The organism is Pseudomonas sp. TH08, from assembly GCF_016651275.1.
GTDB lineage: Bacteria > Pseudomonadota > Gammaproteobacteria > Pseudomonadales > Pseudomonadaceae > Aquipseudomonas.
Genome location: NZ_JAEKEE010000005.1, coordinates 264,086 through 282,613, shown reverse-complemented (window position 1 = coordinate 282,613; position 18,528 = coordinate 264,086). Strand labels below are relative to the sequence as shown.

12 protein-coding genes are annotated in these 18,528 nt (G+C 57.5%); 2 read left to right on the top strand and 10 right to left on the bottom strand.

The window, feature by feature from the left end; genetic code table 11:
* Positions 1-121: 121 nt before the first annotated feature.
* Entirely contained in the window at positions 122-1,141 is a 1,020-nt protein-coding gene (locus JFT91_RS24745; protein WP_201234160.1) for a Leu/Phe/Val dehydrogenase, read from the bottom strand.
* A gap of 185 nt (positions 1,142-1,326) precedes the next feature.
* On the opposite strand from JFT91_RS24745, the gene JFT91_RS24740 reads away from it, so the two are divergent.
* Positions 1,327-2,130: a SirB1 family protein gene (locus JFT91_RS24740; RefSeq protein ID WP_201227909.1), complete on the top strand. Its 804-nt coding sequence runs from the start codon at positions 1,327-1,329 to the stop codon at positions 2,128-2,130.
* Between the two features lie 87 nt (positions 2,131-2,217).
* On the opposite strand, the gene JFT91_RS24735 is transcribed toward JFT91_RS24740, so the two are convergent.
* The 4 genes from JFT91_RS24735 to hmgA form a co-directional block, all read right to left on the bottom strand.
* On the bottom strand, positions 2,218-3,573 hold the full coding sequence (locus tag JFT91_RS24735; protein ID WP_201234159.1) for an MFS transporter: 1,356 nt from the start codon (positions 3,571-3,573) through the stop codon (positions 2,218-2,220).
* A 139-nt stretch (positions 3,574-3,712) separates the two neighbouring features.
* The gene (maiA, locus tag JFT91_RS24730; RefSeq protein WP_201227911.1) at positions 3,713-4,348 is read right to left on the bottom strand and encodes a maleylacetoacetate isomerase; all 636 of its coding nucleotides are present in this window, start codon (positions 4,346-4,348) and stop codon (positions 3,713-3,715) included.
* A gap of 12 nt (positions 4,349-4,360) precedes the next feature.
* On the bottom strand, positions 4,361-5,665 hold the full coding sequence (gene fahA / locus JFT91_RS24725; protein ID WP_201234158.1) for a fumarylacetoacetase: 1,305 nt from the start codon (positions 5,663-5,665) through the stop codon (positions 4,361-4,363).
* Positions 5,666-5,668: 3 nt separating this feature from the next.
* On the bottom strand, positions 5,669-6,973 hold the full coding sequence (gene hmgA / locus JFT91_RS24720) for a homogentisate 1,2-dioxygenase (RefSeq protein ID WP_201234157.1): 1,305 nt from the start codon (positions 6,971-6,973) through the stop codon (positions 5,669-5,671).
* 164 nt (positions 6,974-7,137) lie between these two features.
* Here hmgA and JFT91_RS24715 point away from each other — a divergent pair, with 164 nt between their 5' ends.
* Positions 7,138-7,926, top strand: coding sequence for an IclR family transcriptional regulator (locus JFT91_RS24715; RefSeq protein WP_201234156.1), 789 nt, complete (start codon positions 7,138-7,140; stop codon positions 7,924-7,926).
* Positions 7,927-7,955: 29 nt separating this feature from the next.
* Here JFT91_RS24715 and JFT91_RS24710 read toward each other — a convergent pair whose 3' ends face one another.
* From JFT91_RS24710 to JFT91_RS24690, 5 genes are all read right to left on the bottom strand, one after another.
* Positions 7,956-8,387, bottom strand: coding sequence for a hypothetical protein (locus tag JFT91_RS24710; RefSeq protein ID WP_201234155.1), 432 nt, complete (start codon positions 8,385-8,387; stop codon positions 7,956-7,958).
* Between the two features lie 29 nt (positions 8,388-8,416).
* On the bottom strand, positions 8,417-11,449 hold the full coding sequence (locus tag JFT91_RS24705) for a dermonecrotic toxin domain-containing protein (RefSeq protein WP_201234154.1): 3,033 nt from the start codon (positions 11,447-11,449) through the stop codon (positions 8,417-8,419).
* 412 nt (positions 11,450-11,861) lie between these two features.
* The gene (locus tag JFT91_RS24700; protein WP_201234317.1) at positions 11,862-14,417 is read right to left on the bottom strand and encodes a LuxR C-terminal-related transcriptional regulator; all 2,556 of its coding nucleotides are present in this window, start codon (positions 14,415-14,417) and stop codon (positions 11,862-11,864) included.
* 139 nt (positions 14,418-14,556) lie between these two features.
* Complete coding sequence (locus JFT91_RS24695) at positions 14,557-15,924, bottom strand: DUF1329 domain-containing protein (RefSeq protein WP_201200671.1); 1,368 nt, start codon at positions 15,922-15,924, stop codon at positions 14,557-14,559.
* A 23-nt stretch (positions 15,925-15,947) separates the two neighbouring features.
* Positions 15,948-17,741: a DUF1302 domain-containing protein gene (locus tag JFT91_RS24690; protein ID WP_201234153.1), complete on the bottom strand. Its 1,794-nt coding sequence runs from the start codon at positions 17,739-17,741 to the stop codon at positions 15,948-15,950.
* Positions 17,742-18,528 lie beyond the last annotated feature (787 nt).

The window sequence follows — 18,528 nt, the reverse complement described above, 5'->3', positions numbered from 1 at the left end:
GCAGAACCGGCTGAAGCGCCAGTCAAACCTGCAAAAGCGGCGAAAGCAGCCAAGTAACACCGTTCAAATCGGAAAGATCGCAGCCCTGCAGGAGCTGCCGAAGGCTGCGATCTTTTGATTTTCAGCGATACAACACTTTTTCCGCCAATTCATCGGCTACCCGCGCCGGTGAACGCTTCTCCGCCTGCGCATGGGCAAACACCTCGGTCAGCCGAGAGCTGATTTTCGACAGATGCGCGGTAATGGTCTGTAGCTCCTCGCCCCGATGTTTCAACGAGACGTAAATCAGCCCACCGGCATTGATCACATAATCCGGCGCATACAGAATCCCGCGCCGCTCCAGTTGATCGGCCACGTCCAGATGCGTCAGTTGATTGTTAGCCGAGCCCGCCACCGCCGAGCAGCGCAGTTGTGTGACGGTGTGACTGTTGAGTACACCGCCCAGGCCGCAGGGCGCGAGAATGTCGCAAGGCGTACTGAGCAATGCATCATTGGCAATCGGATGCGCATTGAGCTGCTCCATCGCCAGTTGCACCTTGCCATGGTCGATGTCACTGACCAACAGCTCGGCGCCCGCCGCGTGCAGTTGCTCGGCCAGTGCAAAACCGACATTGCCCAAGCCCTGAATAGCGATGCGCAAGCCTTCGAGGTTATCGCTGCCCAAGCGAGCCATGGCGGTCGCGCGAATCCCGGTGAACACGCCCATTGCCGCGTGTGGCGCCGGGTCGCCCGCCGACGTGGTGCTGGTGACATGCTGAGTCTGCTGGGCAATGCAATCCATGTCCGCGACCGAGGTGCCGCTGTCGATAGCGGTGATGTAACGGCCGTCGAGCTGATCGATGCAACGGCCGAAGGCTTCGAACAGCGCACCCCGGTTCTCGACATGTATCGGGCGCACGATCACCGCAACACCACCGCCCTGAGGCAGGCCCGCCAGCGCGGCTTTGTAGCTCATGCCCTGAGCGAGGCGAATGGCATCTTCAACGGCGGATTCATCGTTGGGATAGGCAAGGTAACGGCACCCGCCCAGGGCTGGCCCGAGGCGACTGTTATGAATGGCAATGACCGCCTTCAACCCGGAAACCGGGTCAACGCTAAGGTGCAGCGATTCCAGGCGAGTGCTTTGCATGAGAGCAAACATCGTTGGGCTCCCGAATCACTTCTTGTAGAACGCCAGTATAGGCTTGCGCCCGAAAATTGCTGGAGCGCACCGGAATAAGCGCCCGAGAGTACAAGTGCTTTGTGGCATAAACCCTCAAGGGCAAAGCCTGACACTGGACGGATGGCGCGGACAGGGCTAAAACGAGGCATTCTCCGGAGATTTCAATGAGTCCGCGTCAACGATTTTTCGAGTGTCTGCACCGCTCACCGCCCGCGCTGTTTGAAGCCGCGCTGTGGATCGCTGCCGAACACGAAAAAGACGTCGATCCAATGGCGCTGCTGCACGATTTCAAAGAGCTGCAACAGCGCGTGAGTTATGGCCTGCCGATGCTGCCGGTCAGTGAACTGGCACAACCGTTGTTGCGGCGCATGATTGATCTGGGTTTTGCCCAGGATGACTTCCTGCCGTTGCGCCCACAGGCAGCGTTGCTGCACAAAGTCTTGCAGACGCGACGCGGTCAGCCCCTGACCCTGGCGTTGATTGCTCTTGAGCTGGCACGCGGCCTGGAAATTCCACTGGTCGGCGTCAACTTCCCCGGACACTTCCTGTTGCGGGTGCCCGGCGCCGATCACTTGCTCGACCCTTGCGGCGGCCGACGCCTGTATCCCAATGACTGTCGCGAGTTGCTGCAGCGTCAGTACGGGCCGAACATGAAGCTCAACGCCGAGCATCTGCTGACCGCCTCGCCAGTGCAGATGCTGCAGCGTCTGTCGCGCAACTTGCGCCAGTTGCATCTGACGCATGATGACTTCATTGCCGCACTGATCGACGCTGAACGCGTACTCGAACTGGGCAACGCCGCTGCCGCCGATTACATGGCGCGAGCCAGTCTGTATCAACGGCTTGATTGCCCGAATGCCGAACGCTTTGACCTGGAACATGCGCTGCTGCTCAGCGATGATCCGATCCAGCGCCTGCGCCTGACCGACCGGCTCAGTCACCTGCCGCCTAACTCTGTCGTCCATTAACAGCAAAGATCGCAGCCTGCGGCAGCTCCTACAGGTTTCACGCGAATCCCAATGTAGGAGCTGCCGCAGGCTGCGATCTTTTGATCTTCAGGATTTTATAGATTCCCCAACCGGTGTAACCGCAGTGACATCCAGAGGCGAGCGCACCTGGATAATCAGCAGCGCGGCGATGACGGCGGGAATCGCGCAGAAGAAGAAAATCTGCTCAACCGGAATGTGCATCGCCAGCAGCAGGCTGCCAAACAACGGTCCGAGAATCGAACCGAAGCGCCCTACTCCCAACGCCCAACCTGTGCCTGTGGCGCGTACGTGCGCCGGGTAGAAATTACTCGCAAACGCGTTCAACGTCAGTTGTCCGCCGATGATGCAGAACCCGGCGGCGAAGACGCAGGCCACCAGATAACGTGGATTGTCGTGATTGAGTCCAAGCAGAATCGTGCACAGCGCCGCACCCGCCAATACCCCGGACAACAACCGCACCTTGCGTTTCAAACGGTCGGCGAACCAGGCCATGCAGATCGCGCCCACGGTGCCGGCGAACAGGAACATCGAGGTCACCAGGTTCGCCTCGTTGAGTGTTAAACCGCTTTCGAGCAACAGCGTCGGCAGCCAGCTGATCATGAAATACAGCAGAATCAGACTGACAAAAAACGTCGCCCATATCAGCAGCGTCGGCCGTGCATAGCCGTTGCGGAACAACTCGACCACGGTCAGTTTGCTGCCCTGCTCGCTTTCGTTCTGCTCGACTGTTGCAGCAGGTGGCTGCCAGTCCGGTAGCATGCGTGCGGTCACCTTGCGCAGTCGCGCATACGGTGGCGCATCACGCAGCAAACGTGGCAGTGATTCCGGCAGCATCCACCAGAGGAACGGAAACAACAGCAACGGCGTGACGCCGCCGGCGAGAAACACCGCTTGCCAGCCAAACTGGTCGATAAAACCCGCCGCGACAAATCCACCGGCCGCACCACCGAACGAGAAGCCGCACGCGGCCAGCGTGACCATCAATGTACGCAGGCGCGGCGGTGAGTATTCCGACATCAACGCCATTGCACTGGGCATCGCTCCGCCCATGCCGATGCCGCAGATGAAGCGCGCAATCATCAACGTGTTGAGAGAATCGGCGAACACCATCAGCACGGTGAGGCTGGCGTAGATCAGCACGCAGGCGAGCAGAATACGCCGCACACCGAAGCGGTCGGCCAGTGGTGTGACCGCCAGAGATCCGATGGTGAGACCGAGCAGGTTGGCGCTGAAAACAGGCCCGAATGCCGACTTTTCCAGCCCCCAGTCCTGCGCCAGTGCGGGCACCACGTAGCCGAGTACCTGAGCGTCATAGCCGTCGGTGACCAGTAGTAAGGCGAGCAGGATCAACAGTAACCACTGATAACGGGACACAGGACGGGCGTCGAGTGCCGCCCGGAAGCTGGCAATCTGGTTGTGCATCGCAAGGTACCTGTTTTGTTTTTATGATTATGTTTACGACGGTGATCCTTTGTAGGAGTGAGCCTGCTCGCGATAGCGATGGGTCAGTCTGATTAGTGTCTGACACACCCTCATCGCGAGCAGGCTCACTCCTACAGGTTTACGGGGTGTCTGGCTGATTGGCCGGGTGCGCCCTGATAAACGCCGGGTGCTCCGCTGCCAACGCTGACACACGGCGAATCTTTGGATAAGCCTCAAGACTGACGTTGAACCGCTCAGCCGCATACAACTGCGGAATCAAATACACGTCCGCCACACAGGGCCTCTCGCCAAAGCAGAAACCGCTATCACCGATCAACTGCTCCACCGCCGCCAGCCCTTGGCTGATCCAGTGGTTGATCCACTCCACCACCTGCGGTTCGTCGTGCCCCAACTGGCGCAGTCGATTGAGCACGCTGACGTTGTGCAGCGGATGCACATCGCAACCGATCACTGCCGCCACGCCACGCACCTGTGCGCGAGCCGCAAGGTCTTCAGGTAACAGCGGCACCTGTGGATAACGTTCCTCCAGGTACTCGATGATGGCCGGCGATTGAATCAGCAGCTCACCGTCATCGGTACGCAGCGCCGGCACGCGGCCCTGTGGATTGATCGCCAGATACGCCGCTTGCCGATGCTCGCCACCCGGCGGCGCGATCAGGTTGATCGGCAGCGCCTGATAATCGAGGCCCTTGAGTGCCAGCGCGATGCGCACCCGGTACGACGAGGTCGAGCGGTAATACGTGTAGAGATCCATGATCCGCTCCTGTCAGCGCGCCGCCAGCACTTTGCCGCGGCATTCACCGAAGCCGATGGAGGCAAAACCGTCGCTGGCGCAACGGGCGCGCAGGATGATTTCGTCGCCGTCTTCAAGGAACTTGCGCACTTCGCCAGAAGCCAGTTCGATCGGCTTTTTACCGCCTTCGGTGATTTCCAGCAGGCTGCCGAACTGACCGTTTTCAGGGCCGGACAAGGTGCCCGAACCGAACAGGTCACCGGGCTGCAATTGGCAACCGTTGACGCTGTGGTGCGCGACCATTTGCGCGACGGTCCAGTACATGTAGCGGGTGTTGCTCAAGGTCAGGCGATGGGCCGGCAGATTCTGTTCGCGCATACGCTCGGTGAGCAGTAACACCTCCAGTTCGATGTCGAACGCACCGCCGTCCTGATCGCGTTTATCGAACAGATACGGCAATGGTTGCGGATCACCTTCAGGACGCGCCGGTTGCGCGGTGCGGAACGGCTCAAGCGCTTCGGCAGTCACCACCCACGGCGAGACGCTGGTGATGAAGCTCTTGGACAGGAACGGACCCAGTGGCTGATATTCCCAGGCCTGGATGTCGCGCGCCGACCAATCGTTGAGCAGGCAAAAACCGGCAATGTGCTCGGCGGCGTCCGCAATGGCAATCGAGTCGCCCATCTCGTTGCCTTGACCGATCCAGATGCCCAGTTCCAGTTCATAGTCCAGACGCGCGCAGGGGCCGAAGGTCGGCTCAGTCTGCCCGGCCGGCAAGGTCTGACCTTTCGGCCGACGCACGTCGGTACCGGAGGCGCGCACAGTGGAAGCGCGACCGTGATAACCGATCGGCACATGCTTGTAGTTCGGCAACAGCGGGTTATCCGGGCGGAACAATTTGCCGACGTTCTGCGCGTGCTCGATGCCGACGTAGAAGTCGGTGTAATCGCTGATGCGAGCTGGCAGATGCATTTGGCAATCGGCGGCCAGCGGCAGCAGTTTCGCGCCTTGGGCTTCGATGTTGCCGCGTTGGGTGCTGCCTTCGCTGAACAATTCGAGCAGACGTTGACGTAGCGCGACACGCGCATCGCGACCGAGGTCAAAGAACGCGTTCAATTGGCCGCCGTGCATGGCTTCAACTGCACTGCGAGCAACGCCGTCAAACAGACCAGCTTCAAGTGCCACTTGCAGGTCGAAGATGTGCTCGCCAATCGCCACGCCCGCGCGCGGCGCTGAACCGTTGAGGCTGAATACGCCCAGCGGCAAGTTCTGCAGCGGAAAATCGGTGTGGCCGTTGGCCGAAGCGACCCAACTGCGGGTGATGGAATTCTGCGTCATGGGTTATCTCCGGGTCGGGTCGAACGTGGCGGGCAGCGTGGCCCAGCAGGCGTCGTAATGGGGTTGCAGTTGTGGGCAGTCGAGGGCGAAGCGGCTTGGGCGCAACACTTGGCTGGTCTCGAACATGAAGGCCATGGTGTTGTCGATCTTCGCCGGTTTGAGGTCGGCGTTGATCGCTTTGGTGCAGGTTTCGCCATCCGGGCCGTGGGCGCTCATGCAACTGTGCAGCGACGCACCGCCGGGCACGAAGCCTTCGGCCTTGGCGTCGTACTCGCCCTGGATCAAGCCCATGAACTCGTTCATCAGGTTGCGGTGGAACCACGGCGGACGGAAGGTGTTTTCGGCGACCATCCAGCGTGGCGGGAAGATCACGAAGTCGAGGTTGGCCAGACCGTGCACGCTGGTCGGCGAGGTCAGCACGGTGAAGATCGACGGATCCGGGTGATCGAAACTGACCGTGCCAATGGTGTTGAAGCGGCGCAGATCGTATTTGTACGGGACGTTATTGCCGTGCCACGCGACCACGTTGAGCGGCGAGTGGTTGAGCTCGGTAGCCCACAACTGGCCAAGGAATTTCTGTACCAGAGTGGTCGGTTGTTGCAGGTTTTCGTAAGCGGCGACCGGGCTCAGGAAGTCGCGCGGATTGGCCAGGCCGTTGCTGCCGATCGGCCCCAGATCCGGCAGGCGCAGTGGCGCGCCATGGTTCTCGGCGATATAGCCGCGCGCCTGTGGGTCGAGCAGTTCAACACGAAATTTCAGCCCGCGTGGCAGCACGGCGATTTCCAGCGGCGCGACTTCCAACACACCCAATTCGGTGGCGATACGCAGACGTCCGAGTTGCGGCACCAGCAGCATTTCGCCGTCGGCGTTGAAGAACACGCGTTCCATCGAGCGGTTGGCGGCGTAGTTATAGATGCTGATGCCTGCCGGCTTCTCGGCGCCAGAATTGGCCGCCATGCTCACCAGGCCGTCGACGAAGTCGGTCGGTTCGGCGGGCATGTCCAACGGGTTCCAGCGCAGGCGATTGGGCGTCACTTCACCCAGCGGACCGCCGGCCAGTTGTCGCTCGAGTTTGACGAACGCCGGGTGATTGGCCGACGGCTGAATGCGGTACATCCAGGTGCGCCGCGCTTCACTGCGGGTCATGGTGAACGCGGTGCCGGAAAACAATTCGGTGTAAAGACCGTAGGGGGCCTTTTGCGGGGAGTTCTGGCCGACGGGCAGCGCGCCGGGCAACGCTTCAGTACTGAATTCGTTGCCGAAACCGGACTGATACGCCAGCGTCTGAGCGGTTGAATCGAGGTTCATGGAGCCTCCTGAACAGGGAGTCGGCAGTGGCCCATCGCTCTGGCTCAGAGGTTTCGGCACGCCGGGGTTGTTATTATCGTAATTCGATTACGCATAACGTAATTTGCTCGCTATCCAGCGTCAAGCTATAAAGACGCCCATTCGTTTTGGAACACGGCCGCACCATGGAAAAAACCAGCGACAGTAACGGCAAACAGAAAGTCCGCTCCGCCGAAGTCGGCACCGACATCCTCAAGGCCCTGGCCGAGTTGTCACCCTCGACTTCGCTGTCGCGCCTGGCCGAACATGTGCAGATGCCAGCCAGTAAAGTGCATCGCTACTTGCAGGCGCTGATCGCCTCGGGATTCGCCGAGCAGAACGCCGCAACCAACCATTACGGTCTCGGCCGTGAAGCCCTGCGCGTAGGCCTGGCCGCACTCAACAGTATGGACGTGCTGAAAATTGCCGCCCTGCCATTGGCCGAACTGCGCGACGAACTCAACGAAACCTGTTTCCTCGCGGTGTGGGGCAATCAAGGCGCGACCGTGGTGCACATTGAGCCTGCGGTGCGTGCGGTGACGGTGGTGACGCAATTGGGCTCGGTGTTGCCATTGCTCAGCTCATCGACGGGACTGGTTTTCAGCGCTTATTTGCCGCATCGGGAAACCGATGATCTGCGCGAGCGGGAAATCACCGTTGGCGATCATCCGCTGAAGGACGAGAAGGCCTACGCGACGCTATGCGAACAGATCCGCGAGCGCGGTCTGCATCATGTCCACGGCTTGCTGATGCCGGGCGTCGATGCGTTGTCGGCGCCGGTATTCAATGCGGTCGGGCAAGTCGCGGCGGTACTCACCATCGTCGGCCCGACGTCACTGTTTCACGCTGACGAAAACGGCCCGGCGGCGCAGCGCTTGTTGGCGGCGACGCGGGCCGTGAGCTGGCGGATGGGATTCGAGACGCCTGCGTCCTGAAAGTGCAGGCAGGCGCCTCGATTACTGGCTCAACCGATCAGTCGCGTGGTGCTTTCCACTCGGTGAGGCGGAACGGCGACTGCGGTGACATAGCTGATGCCAACGGGAACACCGGTTACCGACGAGAGCAGGCTCGCGTAATCGTTGATCCGAGACAGCAGCCCGATCGCGCTGGCAGAGCTGCCGACGCCGGCGATGTTGCCGATATAAAACAGGATGGCCGCCCTCCAGGCGCTGGCAAAATAAGCATTGGCTACTTCTTTATCACCGTCCAGTGAGGCCGAAATACCCTCAACGATCGTATACGCGATGCGCAGCACACTCACCACCGCGCCCACTGGAGGCACGAACAACGAGACAACATCCAGAGCGATGCCAATCAAAATCTTGGCATCGACCCATACCGCCTCCCAGGTGCTGGTGGTTTGATAAGCCACGTCAGCCCTGAAACGCGTGATCATGGCCTCGTACTCGTTTTTGAACTCGTCGCCTACCTTATAGGAGCCGTGCAATTTGGGGGGCTGTGCGTGTGCCCCCCGTCTTTGTAATTATCTGTGAGTTTTTTAACAGCCTTTTGATCCTGGAGACTGACCATTCGTAAAACATGACTTTTAAAGGTGTAGTCTTTAAGCCGCGTCGATAACTGTTCGACAGGAAAGAAATCATTCCCGTCAGGGGTACCCGGCACATAGACAACAGACTGCAGGCGCCCGTTAAATTTGCGACTGAAGACATATGCGCCGTGAACTTTCCTGTAGCTCAAGGTGAAATGAAAAACGCCCTCGTCCGGTACGTCTACAGCGCCTGCTGTGTACTGATGGGTGCCGCGAATATTGCTGTCAAGACCATCGATAAGTGTTTTAAGCCAACTGAAATCTTCATTGGATATCGTGCGCCTGATTTTCTGGGCAAGCGCTGCAGTGAGCATTTCGTTCTGCTTCAGCTCTCGGTAACACAGCTCCTTCAGAGCACGACGTGGTGTCGAGAGGAATTGATTTTTAAGATACTCGTCGTAACGTTCACCGGGTTTCAGATCAATAAGATCATTGATGACCTGTGCATTTAATGCGCTCACTGCACCACTACCGGAGAACCGGGCAGTTCGAAGGTAATTTCTTATCTCATGTATTGCTATGGATATCCCTGGAACGACGACGCTCACTATTTTTTCAAAAATCGTGATATCACTGTGCCAAATCTGCCACTGGATGAACAGATTGGTGAGCGTCATTTCTGGAACATTATGAATCTTGACCATGACATTATTCGGATCGAAGACTGGAACCTTAAGTTTTTTGTTACTCCAGTACTGGGCGAATGTGTTCATCACCAGTTCACGGGCAAACTCCTTGAATGGCACGATTTTCAGATCGTCTTTTGCGACGTTTTGAATAGCCTTGAACTCTGTATGCAATCGAACGGATAACCCTTGGTCCTCCGCCGAGGCTTTCCTGAACCATTGAGGTGTATAGGCCTCTATTTGCTTCGCTTCCCAATCAAGGGTATTTTCCACCGTATTTTCCAATGGATAATCTTCACGGCGGATCGGAAATTTAAAGCTATACGGGTCAATCCAGCGTGGAGCCCAACTGTCCCCCGTAACTTCAGCCACCATTTTATTTACATCAGACAGCACTGCCTGAGACTTCAAATACTCCCAAATTTCATCGTCTTCGACCCATTTTAATAACGCATACCTCATGATTGTGGTATCGGGAAATTCAAACCATTCCTGCCCTGTTGGAAAACCCGGCGCAAAAAGCACGGTAAAAGGATCTGTACCCAATTTTGAAAAATACTTCAAGTCTTTGAACGGTTGATATTTCTCACCGAGCTGGATATATCCGGACCCAAAAGAAAGATCACCAAAGTTATAGCGATTAACCATTTCATTGGCACGCTGGCTCACGCGCTTTTGCAGAACCTCGCCAAACAACGACAATGCGATCGTGTTACCTTGGACTTGTCGAAGCGCTTGCGAGACTTCAGGTTTCGAGTAAACGGCTTGCCTTTCGTCGTTATATCGCACGCGCACGTTCAACGCTTTGATCGACTTAGGCAGTTCAGAGGCTGTCCACTTAGGATTATAAGGCTGATTTTCCACAGCCATTTCAAATTGCCCTTGTTGATCATGCACGCCGTACATGAACGCCTGGGTGAGCGTTTTGCGCTCCTTGGTCTCAATCTTCTGACCATTCGTAACATTCATTACATGTCGGACATTGACGAAGACGCTATCGGGATCAATCCGAATGTCCTTACCCGGCGAAATGAATTCCTCTACTTCTTTTTTTGCAAAGTCTTTGAGCGAGGCGAATCCCTTTGTTACTTCATGGTATTTGACCTCGCTCTCAAGCAGGCGCTTTTGCAATGCCTCATAAACCTCCTGATTCGTCGAACCGGCATTCTGTAGCCAGATCGGCCACCTGTTTTTTTGCGCCCGTCGAACAAGAGCTGCCTGGCGAGCCTTCGCCTGGCCAAGCATCTCCGGTAGCGCCTGTGCAGACGTCACTGACGCGACAACCGCATCATAATTCGAGTCAGGATCAGTAAATTGAGCCAGCTGCGTCACAACATCACTGCAGGATTTTTCAATGTCGTTATCGCTGATGCGTGCAAACAGATCGGCTTCAACTTTCAAATATCGGAATTCGGGTGCGGCTGGAAAATTTTCTCGCTCTTTGGTTGCGAGCGACTGCAAGAAAACCTCACGACTGTCACCGGACATCAGGCGTTGCTCAAGCGTCCGATGCAGCTCAGCAGAGGAGGAAAATCTTTCGACTCCATGAGTCGGGGAGTACAGCACGATGGCCGTATCGGCCCGAGGAACAAGCTCATCCCGGATAGCCGCTTGGAGTGGGATGGCGAACATTGAGTTCTGCACATTATAAGCGTCTCCCCGGCTACCGATAAATACGCCATACCAAGTACCGCGCGAGCCTGGCTGAAGCGTATAGCGGATACGTTGAAGTTCATCCCGACTGATACCACCCTCATCAGCAAGAACTTCGATTTCATTCATGAAAAGGTTGGATTGAAGTCCGCCAAGGGTCGTTTTTCTCGAATTGGAAAACCGCCCTTTGCTTTCGGCTTTTTTCGCCCAGTACTCTTGCAGCTCCGCAACATAGTAGTCTGACAATTTTAGGAACAGGTGCGTAAGTAACTTTTCAACTGATACCAGAGGGACTGCAGTAAGTAAATGTCGAGGATCGGTTGTTAACGGAGTGCCGTAAATCGCGTAATACTGGGCATCGTACACCGGCGCCCGGCCACGCTGAAGACAGTCACTCAACACTTGAAACAGGCTTCCTACCGGCTCCATTTGCTTTGGTTTGACATTGCCACGAACATTGATATTGATGACGAGTTGATCGAACCCAGGCACAAATTCGCCAAGTGCACGTCGTAAACAGGCCCGTAAAATAACATCAAATGCAGGCATGTCTTTCAAGTGACCCGTCAGTGCGCCCAGCGCCTCACCCACTTTACCGAATCCAGCGTTATCTAGACTACGAACTTCCATTTAAAAATCCCTTTTCAGTTTGACCTACAAACATCCGAATGACATTTGTTTCGCTAACTCAAACTAAACCGGGAACTTCTCGAAAAGATACTCGGAATACTTTTCCAATCTTGTACACCACCCAGACTGAACCATTAAAGCAAACAGTCTGAATCAATTATTTTACATACCGACACCACCATCAACTTAAACTGATGACCACCTGCGTCCGACGCTTACATCCAGTCATCTTTAAATATTTCATACACGAGTTCAAAAATTATTCAGCACTGGCTTTTTTCTTTATACAAAGCAGTTATCCCAAAAAATTGGCCTTGACGAACAGTCCAGGAAGTTATTGAAACCGACGCGTTAGCGGTTCATTTAAGACGCTGCCAACGAACCACTTCGAAAGACGCTCCATGCAAAAATACTAGAACACCATACCCAATGACTTGGCGCTCGCGACCGCTTGGGTTCGTCGTGCCACCCCCAACTTCCCATGTATGCGTCTGGCGTGGGTTTTTACCGTATGCAGAGAAATAAACAGCTGATCGGCAATTTGTTGATTGGAATATCCCTTGGCGATCAGGCCTAAAACTTCCAGCTCACGGAGACTGAGCAGTCCGCTACCACTCAGGATATTGGCACCGGGCGATTTCAGTGGCTCGTTATCCAGGGCTTTCAACAGCCCAGGCTGGCGCAGATTCAGTTCACGCAACGCTTGATGCAAACAGTGATGACTGGTCAGTTCCAGCCCCTGCTGCAAATGACGCCGCGCCATAGGCTGATCGCCTTGCATAAAGGCAACCTCGGCCAACGCCAGTTGAAGGTCGGCTTCCAGCGAAAGCATCTTGCGTTGATGCGCCGCCTCCAGCAAACGCTGGAGGAGGCCGAGCGGGTTGTGCGCTGTACGCAAGCCAACTTGCGCAAGGATCAGCAAGTATTCAATCCGTGGGATCAACTCAAGTGTTGCGGGTGGCGCCTGCAAAGCGTTGGATCCTTGATAATGTCGCAGCAGCCGTGTCATCGCCTCACATGCCAGTTCGGGACGTCCTTGCTGTAACCAGAACTGGCTGCTGACCTGTAACAGCACACCCCGATAAACCGTTTCCGGAATTTGCCGCTGCTGCATCAAACGCTCCGCGTCGCGCAGCCATAAGAACGCCTTTTGATAATCCGCCCTGTTGGCAGCGAGTTGCGCCATTCCCAGATAGCCATACAAAACCCGCTTGTCTTGATTGCGTTTGCAATCCTCCAGCCCTGCCTGAAAAAACTCGGCCGCCGAGGCATCAAGCCCCTGACTCAGCGCAAGGCGCCCGCGCCGCAGAGCGATCCTTCCCAGCAGCGGCGTCAGCCTGTTCGGTTGCCTGTCGAGTAAATCATGCACACCGGCCAAAAGGCTTTCTGCCCGAGGCGCCGCACCGCGCTGCTCAAGCAATTGCCCGTGATCGAGTTCAAGCAGCGCTTCGAATGCCAGCGAGCCTTGCGCCCGTGCCAGACACAGCGCCTGGCGGTTATGCCCACGCGCTGCGTCCAGCTCACCGCGTAACAGCGCTTGTTGAGTCATTCCGGACAAACACATCACCCGCGCAGTCCAGTAATCGGGATCGAGTGCCTCCAGTGCCTGCGAAAAATGTCCGTGAGCGCATTCCATCTGCCCCGTCAAATGGAATAACCAACCCTGCAACGTTTGCCAGCGCGCAATCAGTTGCCGCTCAAGTGACGCCGACGGTTGTGGCATGAAACGCGCCAGATGCGCGATGCACTGCGCCGCCTGTGCAAACCGCCCGGCAAACAACAGTGCTGCGGTAAACAACCCGACCAGTTGCGGCGAGCTGAGGGTCAACTCTTCCCCTTGATGCTCATGCAAGTGCAGCAACAGAACCACGGTCTGGTCTTCGAAGAGCTGCTCGAAGCTGAAGTGTTGCAACAGACTGACCGCCACTTCGAATTCCTCGGCAAGCAGGGCCTGTTCAAACGCCGAGCGCCAATCTTTGCCGACCGTAAAGAATTGACAGGCGCGACGATGCCAGGAGCGCCCCGCCGGCCACTGCGCGTCGCGCATGACTTGCGAGAGTGGCGCAAACACCTGCTGCCATTCAGCCGATTCATGCCACGGTTCGATGAAGCAGCCAAGCATTTGCAGCGTGCGCAGGTGCTGCGCGCCCTCCCCGGCACCAAACAAGTGCTCACATAATTCGTCGTTGAAACGCGGCAAATGTGCGAGCACCCGCCAGACCTCGGCCAGCTCCGGCGTCAGACTGCTGAAGAGTTCGTGTTGCAGATAATCCAGCAACTTGTCGACCCGTTGCTGCGGCTGAAGACCTTGCGACCAATCGCACTTTTGCAGAAGCGCCATACGCACACCGGCGCACCAGCCACCCGTGCGCTGGACAATGCGCGCAGCGACACTGGCAGCCTGCTCCGGCGACAAATGCTGCAAGGAGCAGGCGATCTCGTCTTGGGTGAGGGCCAGCGTCGCACTCTCGCATTCATACAATTCATCATCGAGCAGCAGACGCGGCCAGTTGCATTGTGGACGTCGGCGAGTACCGATCCACCAGGTGAGTGCCGGACTGCTGATGGCAAGCAGACGGTCGAGCAGAGCGTCCAGCGCCGCATCCGGCAAGCGGCAGTAATCGTCGATAAACAACCAGGTCGGCTCAGACCAGCGACTCAGCGCCGCGATCAGAGCGGGTTCCGTTGTTTCGGCCAGCCCCAACGCCTGCGCCAGACGCAGACAAAATTCGCTGGTACTCAATGCCGCCCCCGCCAGCGGCAACCAGCAGACTTCGCAGTGTGGTGGCGCTTGCAGCAAGCACTCGGCAAGCAGCGCACTCTTGCCACTGCCCGCCGGTGCGCAGATCAGCCTGACCCGCGCCATCGACTCAAGCAACGGCTCGCTTAAACGCGCACGCGGCTGATGATGGGAAGAAAGCCTGGGGAGAAATCCGCGGCGATCCAGGCACGGCGTCATGGCGGTCATCGAGTGAGCCTTTTTATCGTTGTGCACTCACCCTAGCCCTCTGCAGGCACCTTGTTGACGAGTATTCAGCACGCTGATTAACGCCCATAAAAAAGGCGACCGGGTGGTCGCCTTGTGTTTCGCCAATGAATCCAGACCGTTACCGCACGCCCTCGGCGCGCAAGGCCGATGGGGTGTAGTCGGCCGCCTTGGCTTCAAAGCCGAACTCGAAGCTGTGCTTCTCTTCGTTCTTCATCCCCAACGCAATGTAGCGACCGGCAATGATGTCGTAGAGCGCTTCGAGGGTGTAGGCCTGTGCCTGATGATCGTAGTAATACTGCGCGTGACCTTCGGCGACGCGCCACAGTTGCCCGCGACCGTCGTAATGGTCGACCAGTGCCACCTGCCAGCTGTCTTCGTCGATGTACATGTGGCGCTTGGCGTAGATGTGCCGCTCGCTCGGTTTGACCGTGCCGATCACTTCCCAGACGCGATGCAGTTCGTAGCGCGTCAGATCCTGATTGATGTGCCCGGCCTTGATGATGTCGTCGTACTTGAGCTTCGGCGAGTCGAGTTTGTAGCTGTTGTAGGGAATGTACATTTCCTTCTTGCCGACCAGTTTCCAGTCGTAGCGATCCGGAGCCCCGGAGAACATGTCGAAGTTGTCCGAGGTGCGCAGGCCATCGGCCGCCGTGCCCGGGCCGTCATAGGCCACTTGCGGTGCCCGACGTACGCGGCGCTGACCGGCGTTGTAGATCCACGCCAGACGTGGTTCCTTCACCTGGTCGAGGGTTTCGTGAACCAGCAGCACGTTACCGGCCAGTCGTGCTGGCGCGGTCACCGACTGCTTGAAGAAGGTCAGCACGTTGGCAGCCTGTTGCGGGTCAAGATCCTTCATCAGTTGCGGCACGGCGATCTCTTCTTCGAAGCGGATCGGCGTGTAGCTGCCGTTGGTCTGCGGTGTGACCTGAGTGATGATCCGTTTGACGTTACCGCCGTGATAACGGGTGATGTGGTTCCACAACACTTCAACGCCATTCTTGGGGATCGGGAACGCGTAGTAGCGATTGCCGGTGAAATTGGCCAGGCCGTTACCATCGTTGATCGTGGTCACGTTGAGGGCGCTGCGCTTGGCCGACTCGTAGATTTCCGCTGGCACGGCGACGGTTCGATGAGTCGGGTAGACCGGAATCTTGTAGGTTTCCGGGTAGCGCTTGAACATCGCCACCTGGCCCTCCGAGAGCTTGTCCTTGTACTTGTCGACGTTGGCCGCGGTGATGGTGAACAGCGGCTTTTCATTGGCGAACGGATCGGCGAGGAAGCCTTTGCTGTCGACCGCCCCGGCGTTTTTCGGGATGCCGCCGGTCCACGCTGGAATCGAGCCATCGGCGTTGCCGGCCTTCTCGGCGCCGAGCGGCGTAAGGCTGGTGCCGAGTTTGTTTGCCTCATCCGGCGACACCGCGGCCATTACGTTGGCCGCCAGCAGACTCAGGGCCAGCACACCGCATTGCAGAATCATTTTGCGCATTGCATTCATCCTTCTCGGGCAGATCAGAAGTTCACGCCGAAGCTCAGAGCGACGAAGTCACGGTCTTCGAGGACGTTGTAGTCGCCACCGAAAAAGTCGGTGTAACTGAGGCTCGCGGTATAGGTGTTGCGGTAATCGGCATCGACGCCAACGCTGATCGCTTTCGCGCCTTCGTTGAACAGGCCGTTGGGCCCGTAACCGGCGACGTCATGCGACCACGACAGGTTGGGTTTGAAGTTGACCCCGCCAATCACGTTGGCGTAATCGAGGATCGCCCGGGCGCGGTAGCCCCAGGACGTCGAGGTGACAAAACCATCGGTGTCGCCCCCAAAACCGTACTGGCCGTATACCGAGTCACGGCCATAACGCAGCTGACTGCGCGGCTCCAGACCGCCGACGTGAACCACCGCGGCTTCACCGACCACGGTCAGTCGCTCGGCGCCCAGGACTTGATCGAAGAAGTGCGTCAGCGTGCTCTGCACTTGCGTCACTTCTTTACGGCGATAGCCTTTGTTGTCCGCACCCGGCGCGGTCGACAGTGGCGACGCTGCGCCGCCGGCAATCGGGTTGAGCAGCGCCAGCGTCAGGTCGTTGGTGTTGACCTGCACCGGAGCATTGGGCCGGTAGCTGATCTCGCCAGTCCACGCGGTGCCGGTGGGCAGCGTGGTGGAGAAACTCGCGCCGTACAGGCGAATGTCTTCCGGGTATTCGAGGTAATACTGGCCGCGCCCGAGCATCACGCTCTGCGCCAGCCCCGCGCCGCTGCCTGGCGCCAGACCGTTGGCAATGCCGACCATCCCCGGCAATGCCGCCAGCGTCGAAAGCCCGGCAGTGGTGGTGCCCACGGTTGGCGTGCGACTGTGGTAGTTCATGAAATAGAGGCCGTATTCGGTGTCGTCGCCGAGCCAGCGCAGCGCCGTGCCCCACTGCCCGGAGTCGCGCGCATCGCGGTCACCACCGCGAGGTACCACGACGCCTTCACGGGTCACCTGAATGCCTTGGCCGAAAGCCTGGGTCAGCGGCACAAACGGCGCGATCGCCGGGTTGCCGACGGTGTAGCCGTTGTTGCAACCGTCTGCCGCCACGTCGACACCGAAGAAGGTGCCGCAGTTGTCGAGAACGGTCTGATCCCATTCCAGCTGGTAGAAACCTTCGACCGACAGCTTGTCGGTGAGGCTCTGGGAACCGAACAACATGTTCACCGGAATCAGGCCTTCCTTGATCTCCGCGCCGGGCCGGCGAAACGCCGAGACGTCGATCGGATTGATGCTGTTGATCGAGTTGCCGATGAAGGTACTTTCGCCCCAGCTCACCACTTGTTTACCGGCACGCACGGTGCCCGGCAGGTCGGCGATGGAGTAATTGTGATAGACGAATGCGTCGAGAATCTGCGCGCCGGAAGACTTGGCGCCCTCCTTGCGGCCGCTGTCGCTGATCTGCTTGAACTCGCGGTCTTCGTCCTTGAGTTCGAAGTCGTACCAATACTTGCCACGCACGAACACCCCGGTGTCGCCGTACTTCAGCTCAAGGTCGTGAATGCCTTTGAAGATTTTCGAGAAGGTCTCGCCCTTCTTGAAATTCAAGCGCCCGTCATCACCGGTCGAGGATTGCCCGGTACCACCGTTGACCGTGCCGACCAGCGACTTGTCGGCATCGCGCATCCCCCAACTCGCACCGACCGACAGCGAGGAGTCGAACGTGCCTTCGATTTCGCCGATGTTGAACGAAACCGCGTGCGCCTGGGCACAGCAACCCAGAGCCACCGCGGCAGTCAGCGCCTGCGGTGTGAAGATGGCGCGCATTGTTTTTGTTGTCATGCGTCTTCCCCGGTGAGTGACAGAAGGCCTCACCCTACTGCCGCCGACACAGGACGATAAGCGCACCAAGGAGGTATTCGCGTTGTCGCTCGAAAGGATGAATGCCCGCACTGGACGGGGCTTTGCGCGGGCCATGCGTCAGCTGGATGGCGGATCATCAGTGCAGCGCATGGTGCTCAGCGAGCCATCTTGACTGTTGCATGCCCCGTAACAGTGCATGTCCGGAATCGCTATTTTTCCTACAGGCCGAAGTGCTTATTCTGAGCGGGCTTTCACGGGACACGCCGTAAAGCGTGATGCCAGCTACGCTGAGTCACTGAAGCGATTGGCAACAGATTTCAGATGAATCGAAGTGTTCGATTTATCGCCCCGGTGTTCACTGACGTTGATTTGTAGCTCCTTGATCCAACGTCTTACCTTGGCCGCTGCGTTTGCAGCGGCCTTTTTTATGCCCGCCGTTTTACCCTCCTCGCCTGCAATCGTCGGAAAACTCCCCCTGTTACTGTAGGAAATCTCTTTTTAACCTTCTAATCCCAAGCAATAAAATCGCGTTCACGATTATTCATACAACCAAGCAGGTCATTACTGACGAACGATGCAGATACGTCCGCTCGAAAGCTGATGCAGGTTAATCGCTCCGTAAAATCCGAATAACTTGCAGTGAGTAAAACAATATTGGAACAAAATCTTGTTGAAGGCGCGGTAACAAAAATCGAAAGAAAAGGCGCTGCTGCCGACCTCGTCATGATTCAACGCCTTCACGCCATTCTGGAAAGGCAAGCTTAAG